This window comes from Candidatus Methanomethylophilaceae archaeon, assembly GCA_017524805.1.
GTDB lineage: Archaea > Thermoplasmatota > Thermoplasmata > Methanomassiliicoccales > Methanomethylophilaceae > Methanoprimaticola.
In genome coordinates this window covers 40690-62345 of sequence record JAFXUX010000009.1, presented here as the reverse complement: position 1 = coordinate 62345, position 21656 = coordinate 40690, and the positions used below count along the sequence as shown (strand labels likewise).

The following is a 21656-nucleotide window of genomic DNA, read 5'->3' as shown; positions in this document are numbered from 1 at the left end:
TGAATTGTAATTGTACAAAAATATAAATTGGCCAAATAAGCCAATTTTGATTCTATGGCGGAATTATTGCGGTTGGTAAATTGACTGCGGGAGGTTGATTCAGATTACTCATAATGCCAACTTTCTATGTAGAAAGGAGGCGGAAGGAAGGGGTTTCGCAAATTGCGGTTATTTTTATCTCACTTCTATCAAAGAATAGTCGCCGTTTCCGAGCCCCATCTTTTCGGCATGTTCGAAGTGGTTCTGCCATCTGGTCCCGGGCTGGTTGCATTTTATGATATCATCCGAGAACCCAAGGTCTTTGTTGTCCCAGGCCCGGCTGCCCGGGATCATGGGCTGCTTCTGGATCAGATCCACGCAAGCTTTGTCAAGAGCTAGGGGGTCAAACGATGCGAGAATGCCGACGTCCGGAACGATCGGGACATCGTTCCAAGCGGCGCAATCGCAGAACGGGGAAACGTCGCAGATGACTGCCACATGGAAGCAAGGTTTGCTTCTTACGATGGCGGCGGCGTACTCCACCATTTTGCCATCGACCATTTTCCCGTCCAGATCTCTGACAGAGCGCAGAGCCTTTTTTGGGCATGCCCCGACGCATCTTCTGCATCCCACACATTTCTCTTCGATGACGCTCGCCCTTCCGCGGCGCACCATTACTGCCTCCTCTCCGCAGGAATCGACGCATCTCCCGCAGCCTACGCATTTTCCGGAGTCCAATTCGGGGATCCCGTCGATGTGGAGCTCCTTTTTGCCGCGGCGAGAGGCACATCCCATGGCAAGATTCTTTATCGCCCCGCCGAAAGCGGTGGTCGCGTGGCCTTTGAAATGAGTAAGCGTGATGAGCACGTCGCTGTCCGCTATCGCACGGCCTATCTTGGCGCTTCTCACGTATTCTCCTTCTATAGGAATCTCGACGTCGTCGTCGCCTTTCAGTCCGTCCCCTATGATTATCTGGCATCCTGTGGTGGTTGGATTGAAGCCATTCAAAGAGGCGCATTCCAGATGGTCAACGGCATTTTTCCTGCTTCCTTTATACAGCGTGTTGCAGTCGGTGAGGAATGGCGTACCGCCCTTTTCTTTGACGAAGTCCGCTATCACTTTGGCATAATTGGGCCTGAGGTAAGCGAGATTCCCCAGCTCCCCGAAGTGCATCTTGATTGCAACGAATTTGCCCCCCATATCTATGCTTCCGATTCCGGCGGCGCGTATCAGCCTGTCCATCTTGTCAGGGAGGCTATCGCCCAATCTGCAGCGCATGTCGGTGAAGAAAACTTCGGGATTCGGCATGCGATGATGATGGCATCGCGCGATGGAATAACTTTGCCTCCGGAGAGGTTTTGATTTGCAGGGAATATAAAAGGCAGTCATGTGTCTCATTTGAGACGCGTTTCTGTAACCGCAGGGCATCCTTTCAAATACAGGGAGCCGATACTCGGTTCGAGACTACTATGTCTCAAGGTGGTTACGATGTACAGCATGAGTCAGTTTGCGGGTAAGCTCCTTTCCGACGAGGAGTCTATCACGAAATACAACGACGAGAAGCAGTGGGGACTCCACATCGCAATCGATCTCGGTGAATGCGACCACCAGAAGATCTGCGACGGCGAATACATCAAACAGTTCGCCATCGATCTCGCGGATCACATCAAAATGAAAAGATACGGTGAGCCGATCGCAGTCCGCTTCGGAGCGGAACCCAAAGTCCAAGGTTATTCCTTGATACAGCTCATCGAAACATCCTGTATCTCAGGCCATTTCGCTGAGGACACCGACAGGGCTTTCGTCGATGTCTTCTCCTGCAAAGAATTCCCGCCGGAGGCTACCGCGCAGTACTGCAAGGAGTATTTCGGCGCCAAGAAGATGCAGTACGCCACTCTTTTCAGAGACATCTGAATTCAAAGGGGGCATCGTCCCCATCTTATCTGGCCAGCAACGAAAACAGGGTCGATTCTTTCTTGTGTTTGCTGGCCAACGAATTATCCCTTTTGTATAATCATTGGACATAGATGTAATATACCCCGACCGAGAATCTTCAGTCAAGGAGACAAATCCATGGACAAAAGGATTCTAGCCGTTCTGCTGGTCGCGATTGTCGCCGTCGCCGCTGCGGCAGCGTTTTTCGCGTTCGGCAACAACGGAGGCCATGAAGACAAGAAGTCCGACTATGTCAGTCTGGGACTTACCAACAACTTTTTCCCCGACCATACATGCTGCGTCATCGCGGCCAATTACAGCTATCTCGAGAACAACTCCGAGGGAGTCGAGAAGTTCCTCGCAGGATACCATGATGCGGTCATTTTCGTCGACCAGGCGATCAAGAACCCCGCATCCGACGACTACAAGTGGCTCGTCGAATTCAGCAAGAACAAGGTGCCCGGGCTTTCCGAACAGGAGGTCAAAGACGCTCTTTCCAATATATCGTATCTCTACGCCGACGGGAACGACGGAAATCTCGCCTACCTCAAGTCCGACGTTCAGTCCCTTGTTGCTGGGCTCAAGGATGTCGGCGCTCTGACCAAGGAAGTCAAAGATCCCGCCAAGTTCGCTGACAACTACGTGAGCGACTCGTACATGAAAGATGCCATCCAGAACAAGGAAAGCCTGAAGCCCGGAACCGCTTCCGTCAAGGTCTCGGTGATCAGCGGCGACATACACCAGATAGCCATCCATGTCGGAATCGAGAAGGGCATGTTCAGGGAGTACGGCGTGAGCATCGAGATATCTAACGCCACCAACGGGGGCGGGGTCGCCACTTCGCTCATAAACGGCGATGCCCAGCTCGGATTCCTCGGGGCACCTCCCGCGACGATCAACATGATCAACTTCGGATACATCGATTCGGATTCGGTCAAGGATACGTCGAAGGCATACAACCTCGTAGCCCGCGTCAACAGCGAAGGCTCCGGCCTCTACATCAACTCCAAAGTCCTCGATGACCCCTCTTCCTCTGACTTCAAGAGGAACGGAACCGCTTTCTACAGCGCTTCGAACGGCAAGTATTCGGTCAGCTCCGAGAACGCCAAGGCCTGGGGAGGGCTTGTTTACGGCACCCCCGGGACGACCTCCATCCAGCACATCCAGCTTCTCACCCTCGCGAACGAGATGGGGCTGAAGGTTAAGCAGTACACCGTCGGAGAAAAGATCTCGTCGGACACCATCTATTGGATCACTAATCTTTCGAATTACAACCTCATCGCCGGCAACGAGTTCATCGACGCCGGCATAATTTGGGAGCCCCAGTTCCAAAGGGTAATCCAAGAGTCCTAAAGTTAAAAAGTCCCGGGAAACCGGGGCACTTCCCTAAAACCTTTTATTCATTGCATATTGTTAGGCGTTGTGAAACGAATGAGCTTAAAATTTGATGAACACAACAAATATCATCGTTTCATAAGAACGGTGCTCATAACAGCGGTCTCGCTCATCGCATTCGTATGTTTGTGGTGGGTCGTTTCCAAGATCGCAAATAACGCGGCTATTCCGGAGCCTTTCGAGACTTTCGAAGCGCTTGTAAATCTCATATACAACGGCGATCCAGTGACGGGCTTGTCTTTATCCACATACGTCGCGTCAAGTCTGAGCAAGTTCTTGAGGGGATTCGTGCTGGCGCTCGTCATAGCTTTGCCCATAGGGCTTATTCTGGGGAATTTCAAGTACATCAGGTCGTTCGTGAATCCCTGGATCGAGGTTCTCAGACCCATTGCCCCTATTGCATGGGCCCCCATATTCATATTGCTGTTCGGTTACATCCAAGGTGCCACTTTCGTGGTCTTCATAGGAATATTCTTCCCCCTTTTGACCAACATCATATTCGGTGTCACCAAAATAGACAAGGTTTTGATAGATGCGTCCAAGACTCTTGGCGCTTCGAACATGCAGATATTCCTTAAAGTGTTGATACCGTCTACCATCCCCTACCTGATGAACGGTATAAAAGTCGGTCTTGGGATAGGTTGGATGTGCATAGTCGCCGCAGAGCTTTATGCGACCCCTCTCGGCGGTATCGGATTCTATGTCGCGAACATGATCACTTACGGAGCATTCCCGCAAGCCTACGCCGGAATCATCGTGATTGCGATCCTCGGTCTTCTTACTACAGGCCTTGCCGAATACGTTTCCAGAATAGTTTCCAGAAGAATGGGGATGGATGTCTGATGTCCAAGAGCAAAATCAAGATCGAAGGGGAGAAATACAGCCAGGATCGCGTCCGCGCCGATCGTACGGACGAGCTTTACAAGCACATCCCCGAAGGAGAGACTTTGATGTCCATCAAAAACCTGAGGGTCGTCTATGTTACCGACGATAAAGAGACGGTAGCCGTGGACGATTTCTCTTTGGATGTGAAGAAAGGCGAATTCGTATCCATCGTAGGCCCGTCAGGATGCGGCAAGACCACAATCCTCCGCTGCATCGCAGGGCTGCTTCAGCCCACCAGCGGGAAGATAACCATCGGGGACAACGAATGCACTTCGCCAGGGTCGGATCGCGGCATGGTTTTCCAGGATTTCGCGCTGTTCCCATGGAGGACGGTGAAGCAGAATGTCAAATTCGGCATGGAGATCGCCAAAGTCCCTAAGGATGAGGCCGAAGAGAGGGCGATGAGATACATAAAGGCCGTCGGTCTGGAGAAATTCGCTGATTCACGCATCCACGAGCTTTCCGGCGGGATGAAGCAGCGCGTCGGGATAGCGCGCGCGTTGGTCATGCATCCGGCTGTCATTCTGATGGATGAGCCGTTCGGCGCTTTGGATGCGCAGACCAGGAACATCATGCAGGAGCAGCTGACCAACATCATCACGCGCAGCGAAAGGACCATCCTATTCGTTACGCACTCGGTCGATGAGGCTCTCTTCCTATCAGACAGGGTAGTAATACTGACCAAGAGGCCATCTACTATCTACAAGATAATCGACGTCCCGTGGAAAAGGCCTAGGGACAGGGCGAACCCCGAATTCACCGAGCTGAGGAAGAGGATCCTCGAATATCTGGAAATGCAGAACGTCATGGAAGATTGACTTCCAATGCCAGAAGCCCCAGTAATTGTGTGTAAGGCACGCAGGGCTGGGGCCTTCGGCTCTTTTCAAAATATTTAGAAACGCCAAATCATAGATGAGAGGGTTGCCGTCGAATCTCGGCGGCAACTTATCCTCTCAGAAAGTCAGTTTCAGATCGTCGTATCTGTACACTTTTTCGGGACATGAGAACTGGCACCTGTAGCAGGCGGTTCCCAGGCAGTCTTTGGTCTTCACTATGATCTCTTTGTCGCGGGTCACTGTGAGAGCTTTCTCGGGGCATTCCCTTTCGCATTTCTTGCAGCCAGTGCAACCTTTCATGCGGCCGCGGAGCTCGGTTCCGATGTCATGGAGGATTGTCAGCCCCTTCTCACCGAGATCGGGTATGTCACGTTCGACAACGCGGTGGATTTTCGGTGTTCCGGTCGGCTTCGGAAGCTCTTGGATGCCGGCCATCGCGTTGTTTCTGTTGTACATCTCAATGCTCATGCCCTCCTCGCAGACCGCAAGCTCTTGCATGTAGATCTGCTCGAAGATCTTGTCCTTGGCGAACATGACGTGGTTGGCTCTGATGCTGTTGGCGATGTCTTGCAGCTCATCCAGAAGCTCTGGATTCCTCAGTATGTCGGTCGACATGGCCAATGAGGTGTTTCCGTACTGATAGATGGTATCGCATGAGGGAGGGACCAAACCTATCTCTCTCGCTTTCAGGGCATCGACATAGGTTCCCGAGGCTCCGGCCATGTACATGGTCTTCATCTCGCTGAATTTGATGCCAGCATGCTCCAAGAGAGTGAAATGGCCGGCTCTGATGGCTCCTATCGCTTTCATAGCCTCCGACACGTCTTTCGAGTCGATGTAGACGCCATCCTGCATGTGCAGCTTTCCATCGGAAGTCGTGATCTTGCCTTTCCTATAGAGGTGGTTTTCCATGGCGGCGGCGACCGCGGCCACAACTCCCGTTCCGGTGATTCCGATGGCTTTTCCGCTCATCGGACCTTCAGGCTCGACGGTTTCCAGGCTGAAATCAACTCTGGAACCGTTCTGTGGGGTGATGTTTTCGTCCAATACTTTGCATATCCATTGGAAATCATACTCCAGATCAGAGATTGCCCCAGGTCCCGCAAGCATTCCGCATTTTATGGACTGCCCTTCCATGGCCGGGCCTGCCGCGGCGGATCCGGTGAAGATATTGTCCCCCACTTTCAGAGCCATCTCGGCGTTGGTCCCGTAATCAGTGACCATGCAGTTCTCTTTCTGCTCCAGGAATCCGCTTTTATACATCATCGCAAGGGCATCAGCCCCAATCTCATGCCTAATTGCGGGCGGCACCAGAAGTTCGCAGGAATCTTTGACATCGAGTCCCGCGTCGACCGCAGAGAAGATGCCGGCATCCCTTTTCTGTTCTTTGATCCCTCTGGCTTTATGTGCATTCTCCCCGGCGAATGCGAGGTCATCCACCGGTATCCCCTGGAAAAGAGACAGCTGAATGGGGTTCCCGCATATGCTGACCCTTTCGACCTTTTCTTTTTCTGCTCCTAGGGCGGCGATGACTTTGTTCACCGTGTCCATCAGAATTTTGTGCGCAACATCGGTTCCGGCGTTTATGCAGAACGTCAGATGATCCATAATGTTGGCGCCAGGCAGCGGATGGCACTCCGTCACCGCAGTCGATATGATTTTTCCGGTATCCAAATCCACTAGGTGGCCTCTGGTACCGCTGGTTCCAATGTCCAGCGATATTCCGTTCATCTGTTTCCTCCAAGTGATGTTAGAAGGATGAAAAGTAAAAGGTTTCCGCCTTTTGGCGGTTTAAGGGTGATTCTGCTGACGGTATGTTGATTAATCAGTGTTTATGGTCGTGGCAGTGGCATTCTTCTCCGCTGCACTCGTCGTGGCAGTGGCAGTAGGTTTCGCCGTTCACGGAGCATTCTGGGCCGATGTCTTCGATGGCATGGAAAATCCTGTGTTTCAGCTGGTGCTCGTCGATTCCGAACGCCGCACATTCGACGCGCAAGAAGATTTTGTCGCAAGCGTGGATTCTGCCGCTGATATAAGTGAAATCCTTTTCGGTCATGCAGATCGTGGCCCAATCATGCTTCTCGGGGGCTACGGTAATCTCGATGTATTCTGGGATGCCATGTCTCTCTTTGATCCATTCCCAAATTTCATCCATCGATTCGATGATGTTGACCATGTCTTCGGACTTTACCCCGGAAAGGGAACCTGTCATATCCACGATGATCTCTTCGTCTTCGTCGCAGCAGCATCTCTCATGGTGGTGCCCGTGGCACTCATCGTCATGGTGATGTTGGTGATCATGGCCGTGTTCATGGCATCCGCACCCATCATCGTCGTGGTGGTGCCCGTGGCAGCATTCATCGTCATGATGGTTGTCGTGATCGTGGCAGTGGCACACCGGCTCATCAAGCTCATAGTCCAGCCCAGTGTCCTCGATGGCATGCCACATAACATGTTTCAGCTCGTGCTCGTCGACATCAAGAACCGCGGACATGAATGAGAATTTCACTTTGTCCTGCGGGCTGAGGGTGCCATGGTGCTCGACCCCATTCTCCAGGTCTGTGAGATTAAGCGTTATCCCGGATCCGTCTTCCTTGACGATGGCAGCTTTGATGTGCCCAAGAAGGACTCCCGACTCTTTCGTAACCCATTTTCCAGTTTCCAGCAGTGCCTTGGAGAATCTCGCTTCGGCGTCCGCATTATAGCCGTTGATTGTTCCGGTGAATCCGACGGCGCATCCTCCTGCCATTTCCAGGGAGGTCTGTTCATGGTGGTGCTCATGTTCGTGGCTCATCTCATCATCTCGTATACTTTTTCGAGGTTCTCTCCGGTGGAAGCGGAAATGGGGATAATCGGTTTGTTCGGGTATCTGTCTTTAAGCCATTCGGTGATCTCACCTATCTGCCCTTCTTTGGCGATATCGCATTTGTTGATGAGGATGAAATCCGCATGGTTCATCTGCATGGAGAAGAACTGCTCCTTTTTCTTTATGAGATCGTCGAATCTCTGGATGTCAACGACTCCGATGATGAACATTTCCTCGGCGTCTATTCCTGAGACGTGGACTAGCTCTTTGACTTTGTGGGGAAGAGCAAGCCCAGTGGGTTCCACGATGATGACATCGGGGTCGATGTCGTTCTCAATGTTCTGGAGGGCCGATTGCAAAGTGCCGGAAAGGGAGCAGCATATGCAGCCGTTGGGAAGTTCTATGGCGTCGTATCCTTCCGCTTTGAGCGTGGCTCCGTCGACACCTATCTCACCGGATTCGTTGACGAGAAGAGCCGTTTTCAACCCGCGTTTGGTATACATGGATGCGAGCCTCATCAGAAGGGTGGTTTTCCCGCTGCCTAGGAAGCCACCGATAATGTAAACATACATGGAAAGCGGATTGGCATTCATGTATTTACGTCGAATGATATACGATATGATATCTTGTCGTTGTTTTTGGATAGAAAGATGAGAGAATATAGTATCCAATAAATCGACTTGATATGATTATTACTAAATCATTCCAAAAAACAATGATTAATGTAATATTTGTATCCCAATAACGATATTAATCATTCAGATTGGCAGATTCGACATACTTTTCGGATTGTTTTTTCTGCGGCAATAGGCGATGAGGATGCGATGAAATGTTGATTTGAGTTCATTATTCGTGATTAATCAATATGTTATCGGGTTTTTTTAATTGTTGAGTTGCATTTTAAATAGTCCAATATGTGATATTATTCCAACGACGGAAAACCGTCCAGAAGGATTGAAAATGAATGAGATGACATGCACCCGGCGTGCGTTGGCCGCTGTATTGGGGGGACGCGTGGATTATGTCCCTCCGGCGAACCCGCTCGCCCAGACGACAAGAGAGCTGATGGATTTCTGCGGGGCTTCCTGGCCCAAAGCGCATAGAGATCCGAAGATGATGGCTGATCTGGCCGCCGCGCCTTACGAAGTATGCGGGATTGAGGCGGCAAGGCCGCAATTCGATATCTCATTGGAGGCGGAGGTGCTAGGATGCAAGCTGGATTGGAATAAGCCTGACCGCCCGCCGGTCACCGGACCAGCCTACAAGGATCCGAAGGACATAACGTGGGACGACAAATTCTACGAGAAGGATAGGGCGGCGGTCGTCCTCGAAGCGATCAGAATACTCCGCGAGAGGTATTGCGGGGATCTACCCATAATCCCTGTGATAACTGCGCCTTTCACCGTGGCGGGCCACATCATGGGCGTGGAGAAGCTCGTCATGATGACCGTAACCGATCCAGAGAAGGCGCACGAGGCTATCGAAGCCGCTACCGACTTCTGCATCGACTATGGGAGGCAGCAGGTAGCGGCGGGCGCGCATATGCTGTTCCCAGCCGATCCTTCCGCATCCGGGGATCTGATTTCGCCCGAGACTTACGAGGAGTTCGTCCTGCCTTACCACAAAAAGTTCGCGAGGGCAGTCAGCGCACCGAAGATCCTCCACATGTGCGGGCACACCGAGAAGCTCCTGCCGAAGATAAAGGAGAGCGGAATGGACTGCTTCTCGTTCGATGCCCCTCCGGCATGGTATGTCAGGCAGCAGCTGGGCAATGAGATGAGATGTCTGGGAAGCCTTGACGTGATCGATCTGATGCCGAACGGGACTCCGGAGCAGGTCTATGCCAGGACTGCCCAATGCATAAGGGAAGGCGTAGACGTTGTCGGAACCGCTTGCGACGTATCCAACGGAACTCCGATCGCCAATCTGAAGGCCTATGTAAGAGCGTGCAAGGAAACTCCGATCCCGGACGAATGCGACATCGACGACTGCGTCCGCGCTTACGGAAGGGCTAAGGCGAAGAATCTCAAGGCTATGGCAACTTATGAGGCCCAAGGGGGTGCGTTCTGATGAAGATGGATATTGTTATGCAGAATGTCGAGAGGATGCGCAAGGAAGATCCCGTCCGTTTCAACAAGCTGGTCCAGGAAGGGATGGCGACAGAGCTCGGCATAATAGGCCCGGTGTCCAAGAAGCAGAAGAGCGCCGAGAAGCTCAAGGAGGAGCTGTTCCCCGCCGACATAAAGTACAGGGCGGTTTCGCAGGGCGTTCTGGACGGCAAGAGGAAGACTGTGGAAAGCCTGGTGAAGGATCTCATCGCAGATGGGAAGGATCCGGTTGACATAGTCACGAACGCGTTGATGCCCGGCATACAGGTTCAATGCGAGATGTATGATATGGGCCAGAGCTTTGTGCCGGAGATTCTGATGTCCAACGATGCGATGCAGGGAGGGATCAAGCTCTGCCAGGATGTCATCGGGGATGTCCCGAGCAAGGGCACCATAGTATCTTTCGTTGCCGAAGGGGATCTGCACGACATAGGCAAGAACATCTGCGCGGCCATCCTGAAGGCCAACGGGTTCACGGTCATCGACATCGGAAGGGATGTTCCCAAGGAGAAGGTTCTGCAGATTGTCAAGGACAAGAACGTCCAGCTGGCTTGCGGATCGACTTTGATGAGCACCACCAAGCCCGGTTTGGTGGACACCGCTCTGCTCCTCGAGCTGCAGAAGACCGGTGTGCCCGTGGCCTGCGGAGGGGCGGCGGTATCCAAGGCTTTCGTCGAGACATTCCGCAATTCGCTGTATACCAAGTCCCCGCTGGAGACCGTGCACGCCGCATCGGATATCATCGGCAAGAAGAAGACCTGGGAAGATTACCACTGAGGCGCCGATATGGAGCAAGCGATTGCCGTGGACATTGGAACCAGCGGGATCAGGGGACAGCTCCTGGATCTCGGCGATGGGCAAGTGATCCGCACATGCATCACATCCAGGAATCCCGTCCCTGGAGCGAACGTGATGGATCACATGTCTTTCGCAATCGATTGCGGGGCCGATCTCGCCCACGGTATCCTTCTCTCGGCTGTCAGGGATGTGGTATCGAAACTTCATCCGGAGAGATTGGAGAGGCTCTCGGTCTGCGGGAACCCCATCCAGCTCTCCCTTTTCGAGGGCCTTGACATCAGGGACCTCGCCTATGCCGGGGACAACAAGCTCCGCAGCGAGAATGTGTCCCGTATCGACAGGAAAGGGCATACCTCAGACGGCGCTTCCCTCGGATTTCCGGGCACCGAAATCGTCATTCCCCCGGCGGTGAAGCACGAGATAGGCGCAGACGCTTTGGCCATGATGCTGAAGTCCGGTTTTCTCGACGACGACATGTGCATGGTCACCGATTATGGGACCAACGCCGAGATGGCTCTGAAGGTAGGCGACAGCATCTACACCGGATCCGCAGCGGCAGGTCCCGCGATGGAAGGCCAGCAGATCAGATGCGGCATGCTGGCTGCTCCTGGCGCGGTCAGCGATATGGTTCGTACCCCGCAAGGTTGGAGGGCGAAAGTCCTGGGCGAAGATCTGCTTCCGTTGGATGGGCCGATGGTCAATCTGCGGAGCGGCATAACCAGGAAAGAAGGCGCGATTCCGACCGGGATAACTGGGACCGGCGTGGTCGCTCTGGTCTATGCCGGATTGGAGGACGGGCTGATAGAGAACTCCGAGATCCACGGCGGATCTATCACTCTGGCCAGAGGCATTGATTTCAGGACGGAAGATCTGAGGGAGGCCGGGAAAGCAATCGGGGCAATCAGAGCAGGGCACATGACCCTGATGATCAGGGCAGGGGTGTCCCCAGATGATATCCGCACGATGTATATGGCCGGGGCTTCCGGGACCTATGTCGATCCCGTCAAGTCCAGAGGCGTCGGCATGATCGTCCCGAGATGCACGAAGGCAATCCAGGTCGGGAATACCTCTTTGGAATTGGCCAGAGAGATAGCTCTCGATCCCGGGAGGCTGGACGGTCTTAATGCCCTCAGGGACAAGCTCGTCACCGAGCACACGATGTTCGCCTCGTCCGAAGCGTTCAGCGACCTGTATGTCTACGAGTATGGCTATTGGGCGGAGGGTATGCCATTGTCCCGTTACAGGCGCGCTTTGGAGAGGTATGGGATCGATGGCTATCTCGAACCGGACGGCCCGATGGAGACGGAGAAGGTTTGCATCAGGGACATCAGAGACATCGGCGAGAGCTTGGAGATAATCGATCTGGGGACTTCCATGCATGGGTCCTGGGATTGTTCCGGATGCTTGTCATGCGTCAGAGGATGCCCAGAGAAGGCTTTATCTTACAGCGAAGGGACGTTCTCAGTTCTGACCGGCAGATGTCTGGGGACCGCATGCAGAAGATGCGAAGAAAGGTGTCCCGAGCATAAGTTCGATTATTCCGCTCTCAAACTTCGATTATACGGTCTTCGGGTCTCGGACAAAATCATCGGAAGAGATGAGGGGCAGAATAATTCTGAATGCAGCTATTATTGGCCGCCAAAACTTTTTCCATCCATTTTTCCATGGGATTGGCGGTGAAGCTATCGCCATGTTTATAACGTTCCATTTTAATCCATTCTAAAATGACCATATTGCTGGCCTACGATGGGAGGCCGAACTCTGAGAAAGCTTTGGATTATGCTATCAAGCACTCGGCATATTATTCCGAGCCCTTGTACATCCTGACAGTAGTGTCCAAGGATCAAGCCGATCCGGCGGATCCGGATCCTTCCGTGAGGGAATACATGGAAGCCGCGGTCGGGAAGGCGGCGGCCGAAGGGGTTTCCGTACACACCATGATAGAGGTCGGAAAGCCTGACGAAACCGTGCTGGAAGTCGCCGGCCTCTATATGTGCGACACAATAATAGTTGGGAGGTCCAGCAGATCCTCATTGGACAAGCTGTTCTTGGGCAGCGTCTCCAACTATGTCGTGAAGAACGCCGAATGCACCGTGATAATCGTCGGCGATTCTGAAAGGGGAGGGGACCCGGGAGCGCCCCGGGCGTAAAATAAAAGGCGCCGCAGAAGCGGCTTTTCGGTTCCGGTCTCATTCACTTCTGATGACCTTTTCCATGAGGCTCTGGGACTTGGAGATCTCTTCCTCGGTCATCGTCAGGTCGTTGTGGAGCTTGTATTCCCTGCTCTCGTCCTCGCACTTGACGTTGGCCGTCAGGATCCCTTCCTCGGTTGCGAGGAACGTGACTTCGATCGGCGTGTCCTTGCTGGTTCCCGGAGGGAGGTCCATGGTGAAATCTCCGATGAGGTTTCCATCGTCGGTGTCGGTCTTGTGGCCCTCTTCGTTGTTGAGGGCGGCGCTCTCGAAGATCTCCACTTTGATGGAGCTCTGATCGTCTTCGACGGGATAGTAGATCTTGGTCTTGGTGATCGGGAGCGTCTCATTCCTGAAGATGAGGTTGGATATCTTCTCGGAGCCGTCCTCGTAGATCGCCTTGATGCCGAAGGTCTTGCTCAGCACGTTCTTGATGGTCACCCTTCTGGGCGGTTCGTCCCCTTCGCCGATGGCCGGGGCTTCTCCTCTCGCCTCAAGGTCTGCGAGCATCAGGGAATGGGCGTACAGAGCCGCTCCCTTGGCGACCGACTGGTCGGGATCGTAGATCTTGATGTCCTTCCCGGGGAAGTTGGCTGCGATCGCGTTCTTGACCTGGGGCATCCTGCTGGATCCGCCGACGAGGATGATCTCATCGATGTCATCCATGGTGAAGGATTTCGATTCGAGAACCCTGTGGATTATGTCGATGGTCTGGAGGAGGTTGGCCTCGGATCTGCTCTCGAATTCGTCGCGGTTGATGTTGAAGACGTATTTGTGGCCGTCCACTGTGAGAGTGCCCTTGGTGTTCTCGGCGGTGGAGAGCCTCTTCTTGATCGTCTCGGAGTCGTAAGCCAGAGTCTGCATTATGTCCGGGTCGTCTTTGAGGACGTTCTTGTCGGTCCCTGATTCCTCCGCGACCTTCTCCAGGATTATGTCGGTGAGGTCTGCGTCCCAGTCCTTCCCTCCGAGGTACATCGCGCCATCGGTGGCCACGGTGGAGAATTCGCCGCTGTCGATCTCCAGTATGGTGACATCGAAGGTTCCGCCTCCCAGATCGTAGACGAGCACTCTCTCTTTCTTGTCCTTGGGTTCGCCGTATCCGAAGGCGATGGCCGCGGCGGTCGGCTCGTTGATGAGGAAAACCTCCTTGAGGCCGGCGATGATCCCGGCGGTCTTGGTCTGATCCTTCTGGTTCTCGCCGAAGTAAGCGGGGACGGTGATCACGGCGCGGTCCAAGGTGCATCCGTGGTTCTCTTCGAAGTCGCCGATGAGCTTCCTGAGGATCATGGCGGACAGCTGGGTCGGGTTGTATGTGTTCCCGTCTATGGTGACCGAGTAATCCTGGCCCATGCTTCTCTTTATGGCGCTTATGACCCTGTCCTTGGAGTACATGAGGGCCTGGTCCTTGGCGGAATTCCCGACCACTACCTCGCCGTTCTCGTTGAATAGGATGACCGAAGGCGTCGTTTCCCCTTGCTCGTAGTTCTTCTCTACTGCGGGATTGCCATCCTCATCTATGTACGCGAGGCACGAATATGTCGTTCCAAGATCTATTCCGACGCATTGATCCGTCATTCTATCTCCTCCTGTTTTGTTTCTTCTTCGGAAGCGGTTTCGGAAGTCGTTTCTATTGCGGCCTCTGGTTCAGGCTCGGGCTCTTTCTCCGCGTTCATCATGCTCTCGGACAGCCGATAAACGGTCACTTTCTCTTTTATGAGGACTTTGTTCCCCAGCTTGTAACCATCCGTCATCCTTTCCGCTACCATCCCATTTTGGTTGGGATCCGCGGTGGGGATCACCCCGACGATGCGTTGGTGAGAGGTCTTGAGTTTTTCGTATGGGAAGGGGCCGATGTACACCCCTCCGTCGCACAGTATGTTCTCCAAGTCTATCATGTAAGCTTCGAACGAGGAAAGCACATCTTCCACGCCCATGGAATCGATCCTTTCCCTGATGCTGAGGCACAGCTTCAGGAAATCCTCCCTCATCGTCGCGACCTGCTCCATGGCTCTGGAGAAGGCCTTGTCCGTGATCTCGGCGTCGCGCCTCTCCACGGCGGCGATGATGGTCTTCATCTGCTCCCTGGATGTCATATAGGGGGTGAGGTCCTGTTTCTCGGTCTCTTTCCCTTTGAGTTCCCTGATCTCCGCGGCGATCTCCGCAGCATCTGCTTCGGTTTTCTCGCGGAGATCACGGACGGCAGATTCCAGCGGCTCCAAATCAGGTTCTGGGACGGTCATCGGCGATCCCAGCTCCGAGATGGCCTTCTCTATCGAATCCAGCCTCTCGAAGATCTTCTCTGCCGCAGAGCTGTCCCATTCCCGCGTCTCCTCGTCATTCTGCGGTTGCTCTTCCTGTTCCATGGTTCTGCGGCCGTTCATGATGAAACTCACAAGTTTGTTCTCTTTTTCACCGCTCATTCCATTCCTTTCCTGTTGAGGAGCCATATGAATGGGTCTTCGACTCTCATGGGCATCACACCGCGCAGGAGTTCTTCGCCTTCGGGATTGTTCCCCAGGGCGGACACCGCGAAGTAGCAATGGTCTGCGAACCCGTTCACTATCTGTATGAATTCCTCCCCCGCGGTCCTTCTCAGATATTCCTCGATCTCAGCGTCTATCTGATCGAAGTTCTCTTTGTCGAAGGAACCGGTTTCGCGGGGGATGCGCACAGCCGATCCCGGCGACAGGAAGATCAAGTCCTCCTCATCGTTCTTAGCCGGTTTCAGCAGCAAGTCGCATTTGGTCAGCGCGACCGCCAGAGGTATGTCTATCCGGGCGTTAGGGTTCAGGCCCTCCCTCTTGCCGCGGATTATGTTGCTGATCATGGTGAGCGTCTCCGATGCGCTACCTCTGATCGGCGGGAGATCGTCCATGTGGATGCGATCCCTGATGTATTTGATTTGGAGGGGATCCACAAGGTACACGATTCCGGATGCGTTCGCTATGAGATTGTCCAGATTGGTCTCTGCGGCTCTGTCCGTCCCTTCCAGGTCTTCCCCTGCGGTATCTATGAACGCAAAGGTGTGGACTATCTGCCTGTCCCCGGATTTCATGTTCAGATAGTAGATCAGAGGCTCTCTGGAGTCTTCCGACGCATCGTAAGGTACGGTGGACGGGAGCGTCCTTTTCGCCGTGAAAAGGGGGTTGCCATAGATCTCGCGGTACCTGTCGATCGTCGAATCCCCGGCGGGATTGAATACCGCGCCGAATTCGTTGGCCACGGTGTTGCTGAGCCTGTTTATGAGCACCCCGATGTAGTGGCTTTTACCCACTCCCTTCGGCCCCAGCACGACGAATATCTTGTTCCCGCTTTCCTCCGCTCCCGGAGGTATTTCGCTGTGGCAGTACGGGCATATGCGCACGGATACCGGCCTTTTGCACATGTCGCATTCCATGGAGGAATTGCGGATGATATGGTGGTTCGTGATGATTGCCTTGCTGCTCTTGGGGTCTATCCCGCGGAAGACTGTCCTCTCGTAGTCGATCTCATGCATCCCGTCGGCGGTGGCGTATCTGCCGCCCCTGTTCCTTTCTGAGCTGGCGAAGTTCGCGGCGCAGAACCTGTTGAAGCAGACGCAGTGGACCTCATCCATCGAGAATTTGGCGGAGCAGTACGGGCATTTGTACGTCCCCGTCGGTTTTTTCTTGGTCTTTTTCCAGAATGCCGCCTCAATCCCTCCTGTACAGTGGGTGGATGAACTTGAATATGTTGTAGTTCGATTCTTCGCAGAAGAACAGCCTCATCTTTTCGACTTCCATCTGGGGTTCCGCGGCGAAGGAAACGGTGGCAGTCCCACCGGACAGCGACACGGCGCCGCCGGATTTCCACACGGTCTTCCCGTCCCCGGACCTCAGCGGGAATCTGCCGTCGGATTGCACCGCCATGATCTCGGGGATGCTGTCAACGCCAGGGTCGGTCTGAATCCTGAAGGATATGCTTTTCCTATCGCGGGAAGCGGAATATCTGACCTTCCTGCAGGACGCGGAGAAGGCGCTGATCATCGTGGGGTGGGACAGGCGGATTTCGTCCTCATATTTGTATTTGGCAAATATATACACGAATTTGGTCGTCGATTTCCCCATCGGGACGACGATCTGCCTTTTGTCCTCGTACTCCTTGCGGCTGACGGACCTAACCATCAGCCTTGGGTCTTCCGAATCGGCGACATTGACGTCGGAGATCCTCAGCTCTGCTCCGAGCGCGGATTGCGGCCAGTCCATGGTTATGATGCAATCCCCGTCTTTCACCGTCCTCTCGATGTTCTTGAAAGGCTCCAGATTGATCACGCAGACCTCGTCGCCTCTCACCGCCGTCTTTCCCACCTGTATGATCGGGAAGAGGTACCAAATGGCGCCGCCATCCATCGAGAAGGAGATGCCGTCGGAATAGTTGTCCACAGGCTCCACTTCCTTCATCAGAGATCTGACGTCATCCATCATCATCACTCTGCTGTTGAATTTCAGCTTCCGCTCTGATCTGTACAGTTTGGCTTCCATGCTGGATGTCCATCTGGCGGTATAGGTGCCGTTTCTGTTGCGGTTGACTTTGAGGTCCGTCACGGGCGGAGGCAGCTCCATGGACGAGGCTGACTGGACGTTCTTGTCCGAGAGCTCTATCCTCCCGTCGACGAAGTATTCGGCGAAGAACTGGTAGTAATACGTCGTTCCTCTGAGGCATATGTCGTCATATTCCTCGGCATTCTTGATCTCGTGCTCGACGTATCTGTCGTCCTCGTCCTTGACGTATCTTCTTATGAGGACACCTATCGATTTCTTCGGTCTGGCGAAGGTGATGTGGAACCCATCCTCGGTGCGCACGATGTTGACTTTATCTACGGGCTCGAATGGGACTAGGGGCCCTATCAGCTTCATCGGGCTGGAGAGGATTCCCCAGCGTCTGGTGCAGAGGAGATAGTAATATTTCACCCCCGATTCCACGTTCTTGTCCTCGTAGTAGCTGTCCAGCTTATGCTTGGAGATGACCTCGTACGGCTTGGTGTTCTCGTCGGCGTACGGTTCGCTCCCTTCGCCGCGCCAGATGCAATAGACGACATCTTTAGTGTCAGACGGAGGGGTGAAAGAGATCCTCACGACCCCGTCCTTCGTGGTCCCGTCGCAATCGACCACGTTATCGGGCGGGTAAGCCATCAGATAATCCCTGGATTCCGGCCAGTCTTTGCAGTGGTCGCTGGCTTTGACGTAAAGCATGAGTTTTTCTTCATGAGTCGTCTTATCGGCGGCTTCCTCGCAGGCCTTTTCCGCCAATTTGCAGCGCTCCTCCGCCACGCGGATCTTTTCCCTCAGATCGATGTCATTTTCGATGGCGCCGGGGAATTCGGAATGCAGTTTGCCGCAAAGATCTAGGAAGTGGCAGTATCTGCCGGAAGAGTACGCGTCGTCCATCAGTTTGGTGAGGGTCGACATGATCTTCTTCGAGCTGTCAATCTCAGATTCCAGCACCTCGGTTTTGATGATCTCGGAATAGTCTCTTTCGAGCTCCGCCAATGCCATCTCCGCTTTTTTGAAATCGCCCATATCGATGAAATCCCGGACTGCGGCCCCGAGTTTGGTCGCATTCTTCATCTCATTGTCGAAGTCGAATCCGCAGCTGACGCATATCTTGTTCTGATTGCTCTGTACCGTCCCGCATCTGCGGCATTTCTTCTTGATTTTGCGCTTGCAGATCGGGCAGTAGGACACGTCTTCGCTGCCGCTGATGAAGTTCTTGCAGAACGGGCATCTGATGGATTCGCTTCTCGTCCCGGAGAAATCCGCTGCGAGACCGTTCTCGTAGCAGAACGATTCCAACGCCGGGATAGCCATCTTCTGGTCGCTCACGCGGAAGGTCTCCAGAAGGTCATCGATCTGTTTGCGGGTTATCCTGTCGTTGTATTCCAGCTTGAGCCTCTCGGTAACCTGGCTTAGATCCTGGCGGCATCTCCCATATTCTATGAGCTCCTCCAGGTCCTTGTCGGACATGTATTTGAGGCGCCTGACGCAATCCAGATAGGTCTTATGGCCAGGGAAGTTTTTCCTGTCCATCTCGAGCTTGGGGACGCAGGCCGTTATGGCTTCCCTCACCGATACCGCTGGGCTTGCGTCGCTGAGCGGATGGCAATTGGCGATTTGGAGCTTGGATATCAGATAGTTGAGCACCTGAGCCGGGGTATGGTATCCCATATCGCTGAGTTTGCGGTATTCATCCGCAGCCTTTCTGCCGATCGGGAGGGGAGGAGATCCTTCCCCGAGATCAAGTATCTCCGCGGCATCTTTTTCCGTGATGCCTGGCCAAGCCAGCCTGGCGATCTGACCTTTCAAAGCGGTCTGGAACGCGTATGCCTTGCCGTCCTCGGTCACCACGCAGTAATTCAATATGGGCTGGAGGTAGCTCTTCAGAAGCTCTCTTCCTTTCTTGAATTCCTCCGCTCTCGTCTTCGGATACGACATCCTCTCGTAGATGTCTTCCAATTGGTTCAGATTGCTGTCCGCGTCATAGCGCACGTTCTCGTCGAACGCATTCTTCTCGGCGTTCCATCTGTTCTTGGCGGCTTCGATGGCTTTCTCAAGGGCCTGGTCGTTGTATTCGCTCTCTTTGTATGGATTGATTCCGAGGAGCTGGCAGTAGCACCCGGTCATGTCCTCATTCTCCGTTCGGGTCTCTGAGGCTCATGCTTTCGGTTCTGATGGCGGTGGCGATAGTCTGGAACGTGTGGCCCAGCCTGTCGATCGTAGTGTAAAGCGCGCCCCTCTCCACAGTCGAGATCTGTCTGAGGAATCCTTCGTTGGCTTCGCCGAAACCGATGGCAAAGATGGGCATACCGACTTTGCGGGCCTCGCCGATGGCTTCATCTTTTTTCTCCCATTCCCCGTCGGTGACGGTCACGATGATTCCCATCCTGCCTTCTTCCTCGGCCACGGATTTGGCGAGGCCGAGGGGGATCGCCCTGGTGCCTCTGCCCATATCTTTGGCTCTGGTCTTTTCCAGCGCGCTTTTGAATTTCCCGAGGTCTTTGGTCAGTTCGCAGAGCACGCTCATGGAATCGCCGAACCCTATGAGGGAGAAGTAGTTGTTTTCGGTGCCGAGGCTGTCGACGAATTGGATGATGGAATTCTTGGCTTCATCGAGAGGGATGGCTCCGCTGTCCCTGTCCTTGAACGTCATGCTTCTGGACAGGTCGAGGCAGACCACGATGTTCTTCTCAGTGTTGTTCTGGGAGGCCCTTTCGGAAGGCCTTCCCTCGATCCAGCCGATGTCAGGAAGCGATTTGGCGGTCACGTTCAGGGGTTTCCCATCGCTGTCCGCGGTGATTTTGACGACGCCGTTCTCATCGTAGCTGTACGTAACGTTGATGACTACCCCATTGCCATCGTTCCTGAATCCGTTGATCACTGCTTCGGTGACCACGACGCATTCGGTGGGGTCGGTCGATTCCCCTTGCAACGCGTAGACTTCGATGTAATTCGCCCTGTTGCCTTTCTCCAGCTTGAAGGATTTGGTCGCTTCGAATGGGATCTTGGAGTTTTTGGGGATTATTATCTCGTTGATGAACCTGTCCTCGTTCTCTTTTATGGACAGTGCTCCGAGGCTGTGGGACGTGATGTCATGCAGGATGGGTTTGTCGGTGAGCCCCTCACGGAAATGATCCGCATCGATGGCGGCTCCTTTGGCGACCGCCAATTCCATGTCGGGATGGTGGACTATGTTGCACGGCGTGTTCTCTTCCAAGAACTCTTGGATGATAGGCATTCTGCTGGATCCGCCGATGAGAAGGATCTCGTCGATGTCCTGCCATTTGAGTCCCTTCGCGCTGAGGGCTTCTTCGCACAGCTCTTTGGTGAGCTGCATGAGGTGCATCGTCGCATCGCGCAGTTCGTCCCTCGTGATGTTATAGCTCCCTTTCTTGCCTTCATATTCGATCTGGAACATGGCGTTCTTGGCCGAGGAAAGCTGTTTCTTCACCTTCTCGGCGGTGGCCATCAGCACATTGCGGAAGTTCTTGTCGTCGAACGGGTTGACGCCGTATTCGGCAAAGAACCTCCTGCAGGCGATCGCAGCAAGCTCGGCGTCCCAATCCTTGCCTCCCAGGCTGTGGTTGCCGTTGGTGGATATGACCTCTGTCTTCCCATTCTCGAAGTGGATGATGTTGGTGTCGAAAGTCCCTCCTCCGAGGTCATACACCATGATGGTCTTCCTCTCGAAATGGTTGTAGCCATAATAGAGCGCCGCAGATGTCGGCTCATTGAGCAGTCTGAGGACTCTGACTCCGCACTCTTCGCCCGCTTTTTTGGTGGCTATCCTCCGGGATTCGTCGAAATAGTGCGGAACGGTGATGACGACTTCCGTAATCTTCTCTCCGATGCGGTCCTCCGCCTCCTTGATCATTTCCTTGAGGAGGATCGCTGACAGCTCTTCTGCGTCGTATTCCTCGCCATTTCCGCATATCAACGGGGAATCGTCGCCCATACGGGATTTGAATGCGGTAATCCCGTTGCCCGTCCCATCCGCGATTCTGGCGTACGCTTCATTTCCCACAAGGATTTTGCCCTCGCTGAAGCATACAGCGGACGGCGTCAGCTCGCTGTCGTAGCTATTCTTGATAATTTCGGGCCTCCCGTTCTTCATAATAGCTATCAATGAGAACGTCGTTCCTAAGTCAATCCCAGCCCTTCTGCCCATGTTTGCCCATATACAAATTGGTAATTTAAACCTTAGTTAATGC

General features: G+C 53.7%; 17 protein-coding genes. 8 read left to right on the top strand and 9 right to left on the bottom strand.

Annotated elements, in window-relative coordinates; translation table 11 throughout:
• Nucleotides 1-174 precede the first annotated feature (174 nt).
• A complete protein-coding gene (locus IKP20_03080; protein MBR4503942.1) occupies nucleotides 175-1287 on the bottom strand; it encodes a DUF362 domain-containing protein in 1113 nt (370 codons plus the stop codon).
• Nucleotides 1288-1476: 189 nt separating this feature from the next.
• Here IKP20_03080 and IKP20_03075 point away from each other — a divergent pair, with 189 nt between their 5' ends.
• The 4 genes from IKP20_03075 (at nucleotide 1477) to IKP20_03060 (ending at nucleotide 5012) form a co-directional block, all read left to right on the top strand.
• On the top strand, nucleotides 1477-1893 hold the full coding sequence (locus IKP20_03075; GenBank protein ID MBR4503941.1) for an S-adenosylmethionine decarboxylase: 417 nt from the start codon (nucleotides 1477-1479) through the stop codon (nucleotides 1891-1893).
• Nucleotides 1894-2052: 159 nt separating this feature from the next.
• Nucleotides 2053-3267, top strand: a complete 1215-nt coding sequence (locus tag IKP20_03070; protein MBR4503940.1) for an ABC transporter substrate-binding protein — start codon at nucleotides 2053-2055, stop codon at nucleotides 3265-3267.
• A 78-nt stretch (nucleotides 3268-3345) separates the two neighbouring features.
• Nucleotides 3346-4152, top strand: coding sequence for an ABC transporter permease (locus tag IKP20_03065; protein MBR4503939.1), 807 nt, complete (start codon nucleotides 3346-3348; stop codon nucleotides 4150-4152).
• Nucleotides 4152-5012, top strand: coding sequence for an ABC transporter ATP-binding protein (locus IKP20_03060; protein MBR4503938.1), 861 nt, complete (start codon nucleotides 4152-4154; stop codon nucleotides 5010-5012). The genes IKP20_03065 and IKP20_03060 overlap by 1 nt, the downstream gene beginning before the upstream one ends.
• Nucleotides 5013-5147: 135 nt before the next feature.
• Here the strand turns inward: IKP20_03060 and IKP20_03055 are convergent, their stop codons facing one another.
• From IKP20_03055 to IKP20_03045, 3 genes are all read right to left on the bottom strand, one after another.
• On the bottom strand, nucleotides 5148-6761 hold the full coding sequence (locus IKP20_03055; GenBank protein MBR4503937.1) for a methylamine methyltransferase corrinoid protein reductive activase: 1614 nt from the start codon (nucleotides 6759-6761) through the stop codon (nucleotides 5148-5150).
• A 94-nt stretch (nucleotides 6762-6855) separates the two neighbouring features.
• Nucleotides 6856-7824, bottom strand: a complete 969-nt coding sequence (locus tag IKP20_03050) for a hypothetical protein (protein ID MBR4503936.1) — start codon at nucleotides 7822-7824, stop codon at nucleotides 6856-6858.
• The gene (locus tag IKP20_03045) at nucleotides 7821-8408 is read right to left on the bottom strand and encodes a GTPase (GenBank protein ID MBR4503935.1); all 588 of its coding nucleotides are present in this window, start codon (nucleotides 8406-8408) and stop codon (nucleotides 7821-7823) included. The genes IKP20_03050 and IKP20_03045 overlap by 4 nt, the downstream gene beginning before the upstream one ends.
• A 397-nt stretch (nucleotides 8409-8805) precedes the next feature.
• Here IKP20_03045 and IKP20_03040 point away from each other — a divergent pair, with 397 nt between their 5' ends.
• From IKP20_03040 to IKP20_03025, 4 genes are read left to right on the top strand one after another with little or no spacing between them, the layout of a single operon-like run.
• Nucleotides 8806-9906, top strand: coding sequence for an MtaA/CmuA family methyltransferase (locus IKP20_03040; GenBank protein ID MBR4503934.1), 1101 nt, complete (start codon nucleotides 8806-8808; stop codon nucleotides 9904-9906).
• The gene (locus IKP20_03035) at nucleotides 9906-10721 is read left to right on the top strand and encodes a cobalamin-dependent protein (GenBank protein MBR4503933.1); all 816 of its coding nucleotides are present in this window, start codon (nucleotides 9906-9908) and stop codon (nucleotides 10719-10721) included. Before IKP20_03040 ends, IKP20_03035 begins: the two co-directional genes overlap by 1 nt.
• 9 nt (nucleotides 10722-10730) lie before the next feature.
• Nucleotides 10731-12422 (top strand): methylamine methyltransferase corrinoid protein reductive activase, encoded by a 1692-nt coding sequence (locus tag IKP20_03030; GenBank protein MBR4503932.1) that lies wholly within the window; start codon nucleotides 10731-10733, stop codon nucleotides 12420-12422.
• A 44-nt stretch (nucleotides 12423-12466) separates the two neighbouring features.
• Entirely contained in the window at nucleotides 12467-12892 is a 426-nt protein-coding gene (locus tag IKP20_03025; GenBank protein MBR4503931.1) for a universal stress protein, read from the top strand.
• A gap of 39 nt (nucleotides 12893-12931) precedes the next feature.
• Here the strand turns inward: IKP20_03025 and IKP20_03020 are convergent, their stop codons facing one another.
• From IKP20_03020 to IKP20_03000, 5 genes are all read right to left on the bottom strand, one after another.
• Complete coding sequence (locus tag IKP20_03020; protein ID MBR4503930.1) at nucleotides 12932-14509, bottom strand: Hsp70 family protein; 1578 nt, start codon at nucleotides 14507-14509, stop codon at nucleotides 12932-12934.
• Nucleotides 14506-15354 carry a nucleotide exchange factor GrpE gene (grpE, locus tag IKP20_03015; protein MBR4503929.1) on the bottom strand — a complete coding sequence of 283 codons (849 nt, stop codon included), beginning with the start codon at nucleotides 15352-15354 and terminating at the stop codon, nucleotides 14506-14508. Before grpE ends, IKP20_03020 begins: the two co-directional genes overlap by 4 nt.
• On the bottom strand, nucleotides 15351-16529 hold the full coding sequence (locus IKP20_03010; GenBank protein ID MBR4503928.1) for a GTPase domain-containing protein: 1179 nt from the start codon (nucleotides 16527-16529) through the stop codon (nucleotides 15351-15353). Before IKP20_03010 ends, grpE begins: the two co-directional genes overlap by 4 nt.
• 76 nt (nucleotides 16530-16605) lie before the next feature.
• Entirely contained in the window at nucleotides 16606-19572 is a 2967-nt protein-coding gene (locus IKP20_03005) for a hypothetical protein (GenBank protein MBR4503927.1), read from the bottom strand.
• Nucleotides 19573-19576: 4 nt separating this feature from the next.
• The gene (locus IKP20_03000) at nucleotides 19577-21613 is read right to left on the bottom strand and encodes an Hsp70 family protein (protein ID MBR4503926.1); all 2037 of its coding nucleotides are present in this window, start codon (nucleotides 21611-21613) and stop codon (nucleotides 19577-19579) included.
• Nucleotides 21614-21656 lie beyond the last annotated feature (43 nt).

What these genes read in the sequence shown, in the direction of transcription:
- IKP20_03035 (MBR4503933.1), top strand. Translation starts at nt 9,906, where the DNA reads ATGAAGATGGATATTGTTATGCAGAATGTCGAGAGGATGCGCAAGGAA.
- IKP20_03045 (MBR4503935.1), bottom strand. Translation starts at nt 8,408, where the DNA reads ATGTATGTTTACATTATCGGTGGCTTCCTAGGCAGCGGGAAAACCACC.
- IKP20_03050 (MBR4503936.1), bottom strand. Translation starts at nt 7,824, where the DNA reads ATGAGCCACGAACATGAGCACCACCATGAACAGACCTCCCTGGAAATG.
- IKP20_03025 (MBR4503931.1), top strand. Translation starts at nt 12,467, where the DNA reads ATGACCATATTGCTGGCCTACGATGGGAGGCCGAACTCTGAGAAAGCT.
- IKP20_03060 (MBR4503938.1), top strand. Translation starts at nt 4,152, where the DNA reads ATGTCCAAGAGCAAAATCAAGATCGAAGGGGAGAAATACAGCCAGGAT.
- IKP20_03070 (MBR4503940.1), top strand. Translation starts at nt 2,053, where the DNA reads ATGGACAAAAGGATTCTAGCCGTTCTGCTGGTCGCGATTGTCGCCGTC.
- IKP20_03080 (MBR4503942.1), bottom strand. Translation starts at nt 1,287, where the DNA reads ATGCCGAATCCCGAAGTTTTCTTCACCGACATGCGCTGCAGATTGGGC.
- IKP20_03010 (MBR4503928.1), bottom strand. Translation starts at nt 16,529, where the DNA reads ATGGATGAGGTCCACTGCGTCTGCTTCAACAGGTTCTGCGCCGCGAAC.
- IKP20_03000 (MBR4503926.1), bottom strand. Translation starts at nt 21,613, where the DNA reads ATGGGCAGAAGGGCTGGGATTGACTTAGGAACGACGTTCTCATTGATA.
- IKP20_03055 (MBR4503937.1), bottom strand. Translation starts at nt 6,761, where the DNA reads ATGAACGGAATATCGCTGGACATTGGAACCAGCGGTACCAGAGGCCAC.
- IKP20_03005 (MBR4503927.1), bottom strand. Translation starts at nt 19,572, where the DNA reads ATGACCGGGTGCTACTGCCAGCTCCTCGGAATCAATCCATACAAAGAG.
- grpE (MBR4503929.1), bottom strand. Translation starts at nt 15,354, where the DNA reads ATGAGCGGTGAAAAAGAGAACAAACTTGTGAGTTTCATCATGAACGGC.
- IKP20_03030 (MBR4503932.1), top strand. Translation starts at nt 10,731, where the DNA reads ATGGAGCAAGCGATTGCCGTGGACATTGGAACCAGCGGGATCAGGGGA.
- IKP20_03065 (MBR4503939.1), top strand. Translation starts at nt 3,346, where the DNA reads ATGAGCTTAAAATTTGATGAACACAACAAATATCATCGTTTCATAAGA.
- IKP20_03075 (MBR4503941.1), top strand. Translation starts at nt 1,477, where the DNA reads ATGAGTCAGTTTGCGGGTAAGCTCCTTTCCGACGAGGAGTCTATCACG.
- IKP20_03040 (MBR4503934.1), top strand. Translation starts at nt 8,806, where the DNA reads ATGACATGCACCCGGCGTGCGTTGGCCGCTGTATTGGGGGGACGCGTG.
- IKP20_03020 (MBR4503930.1), bottom strand. Translation starts at nt 14,509, where the DNA reads ATGACGGATCAATGCGTCGGAATAGATCTTGGAACGACATATTCGTGC.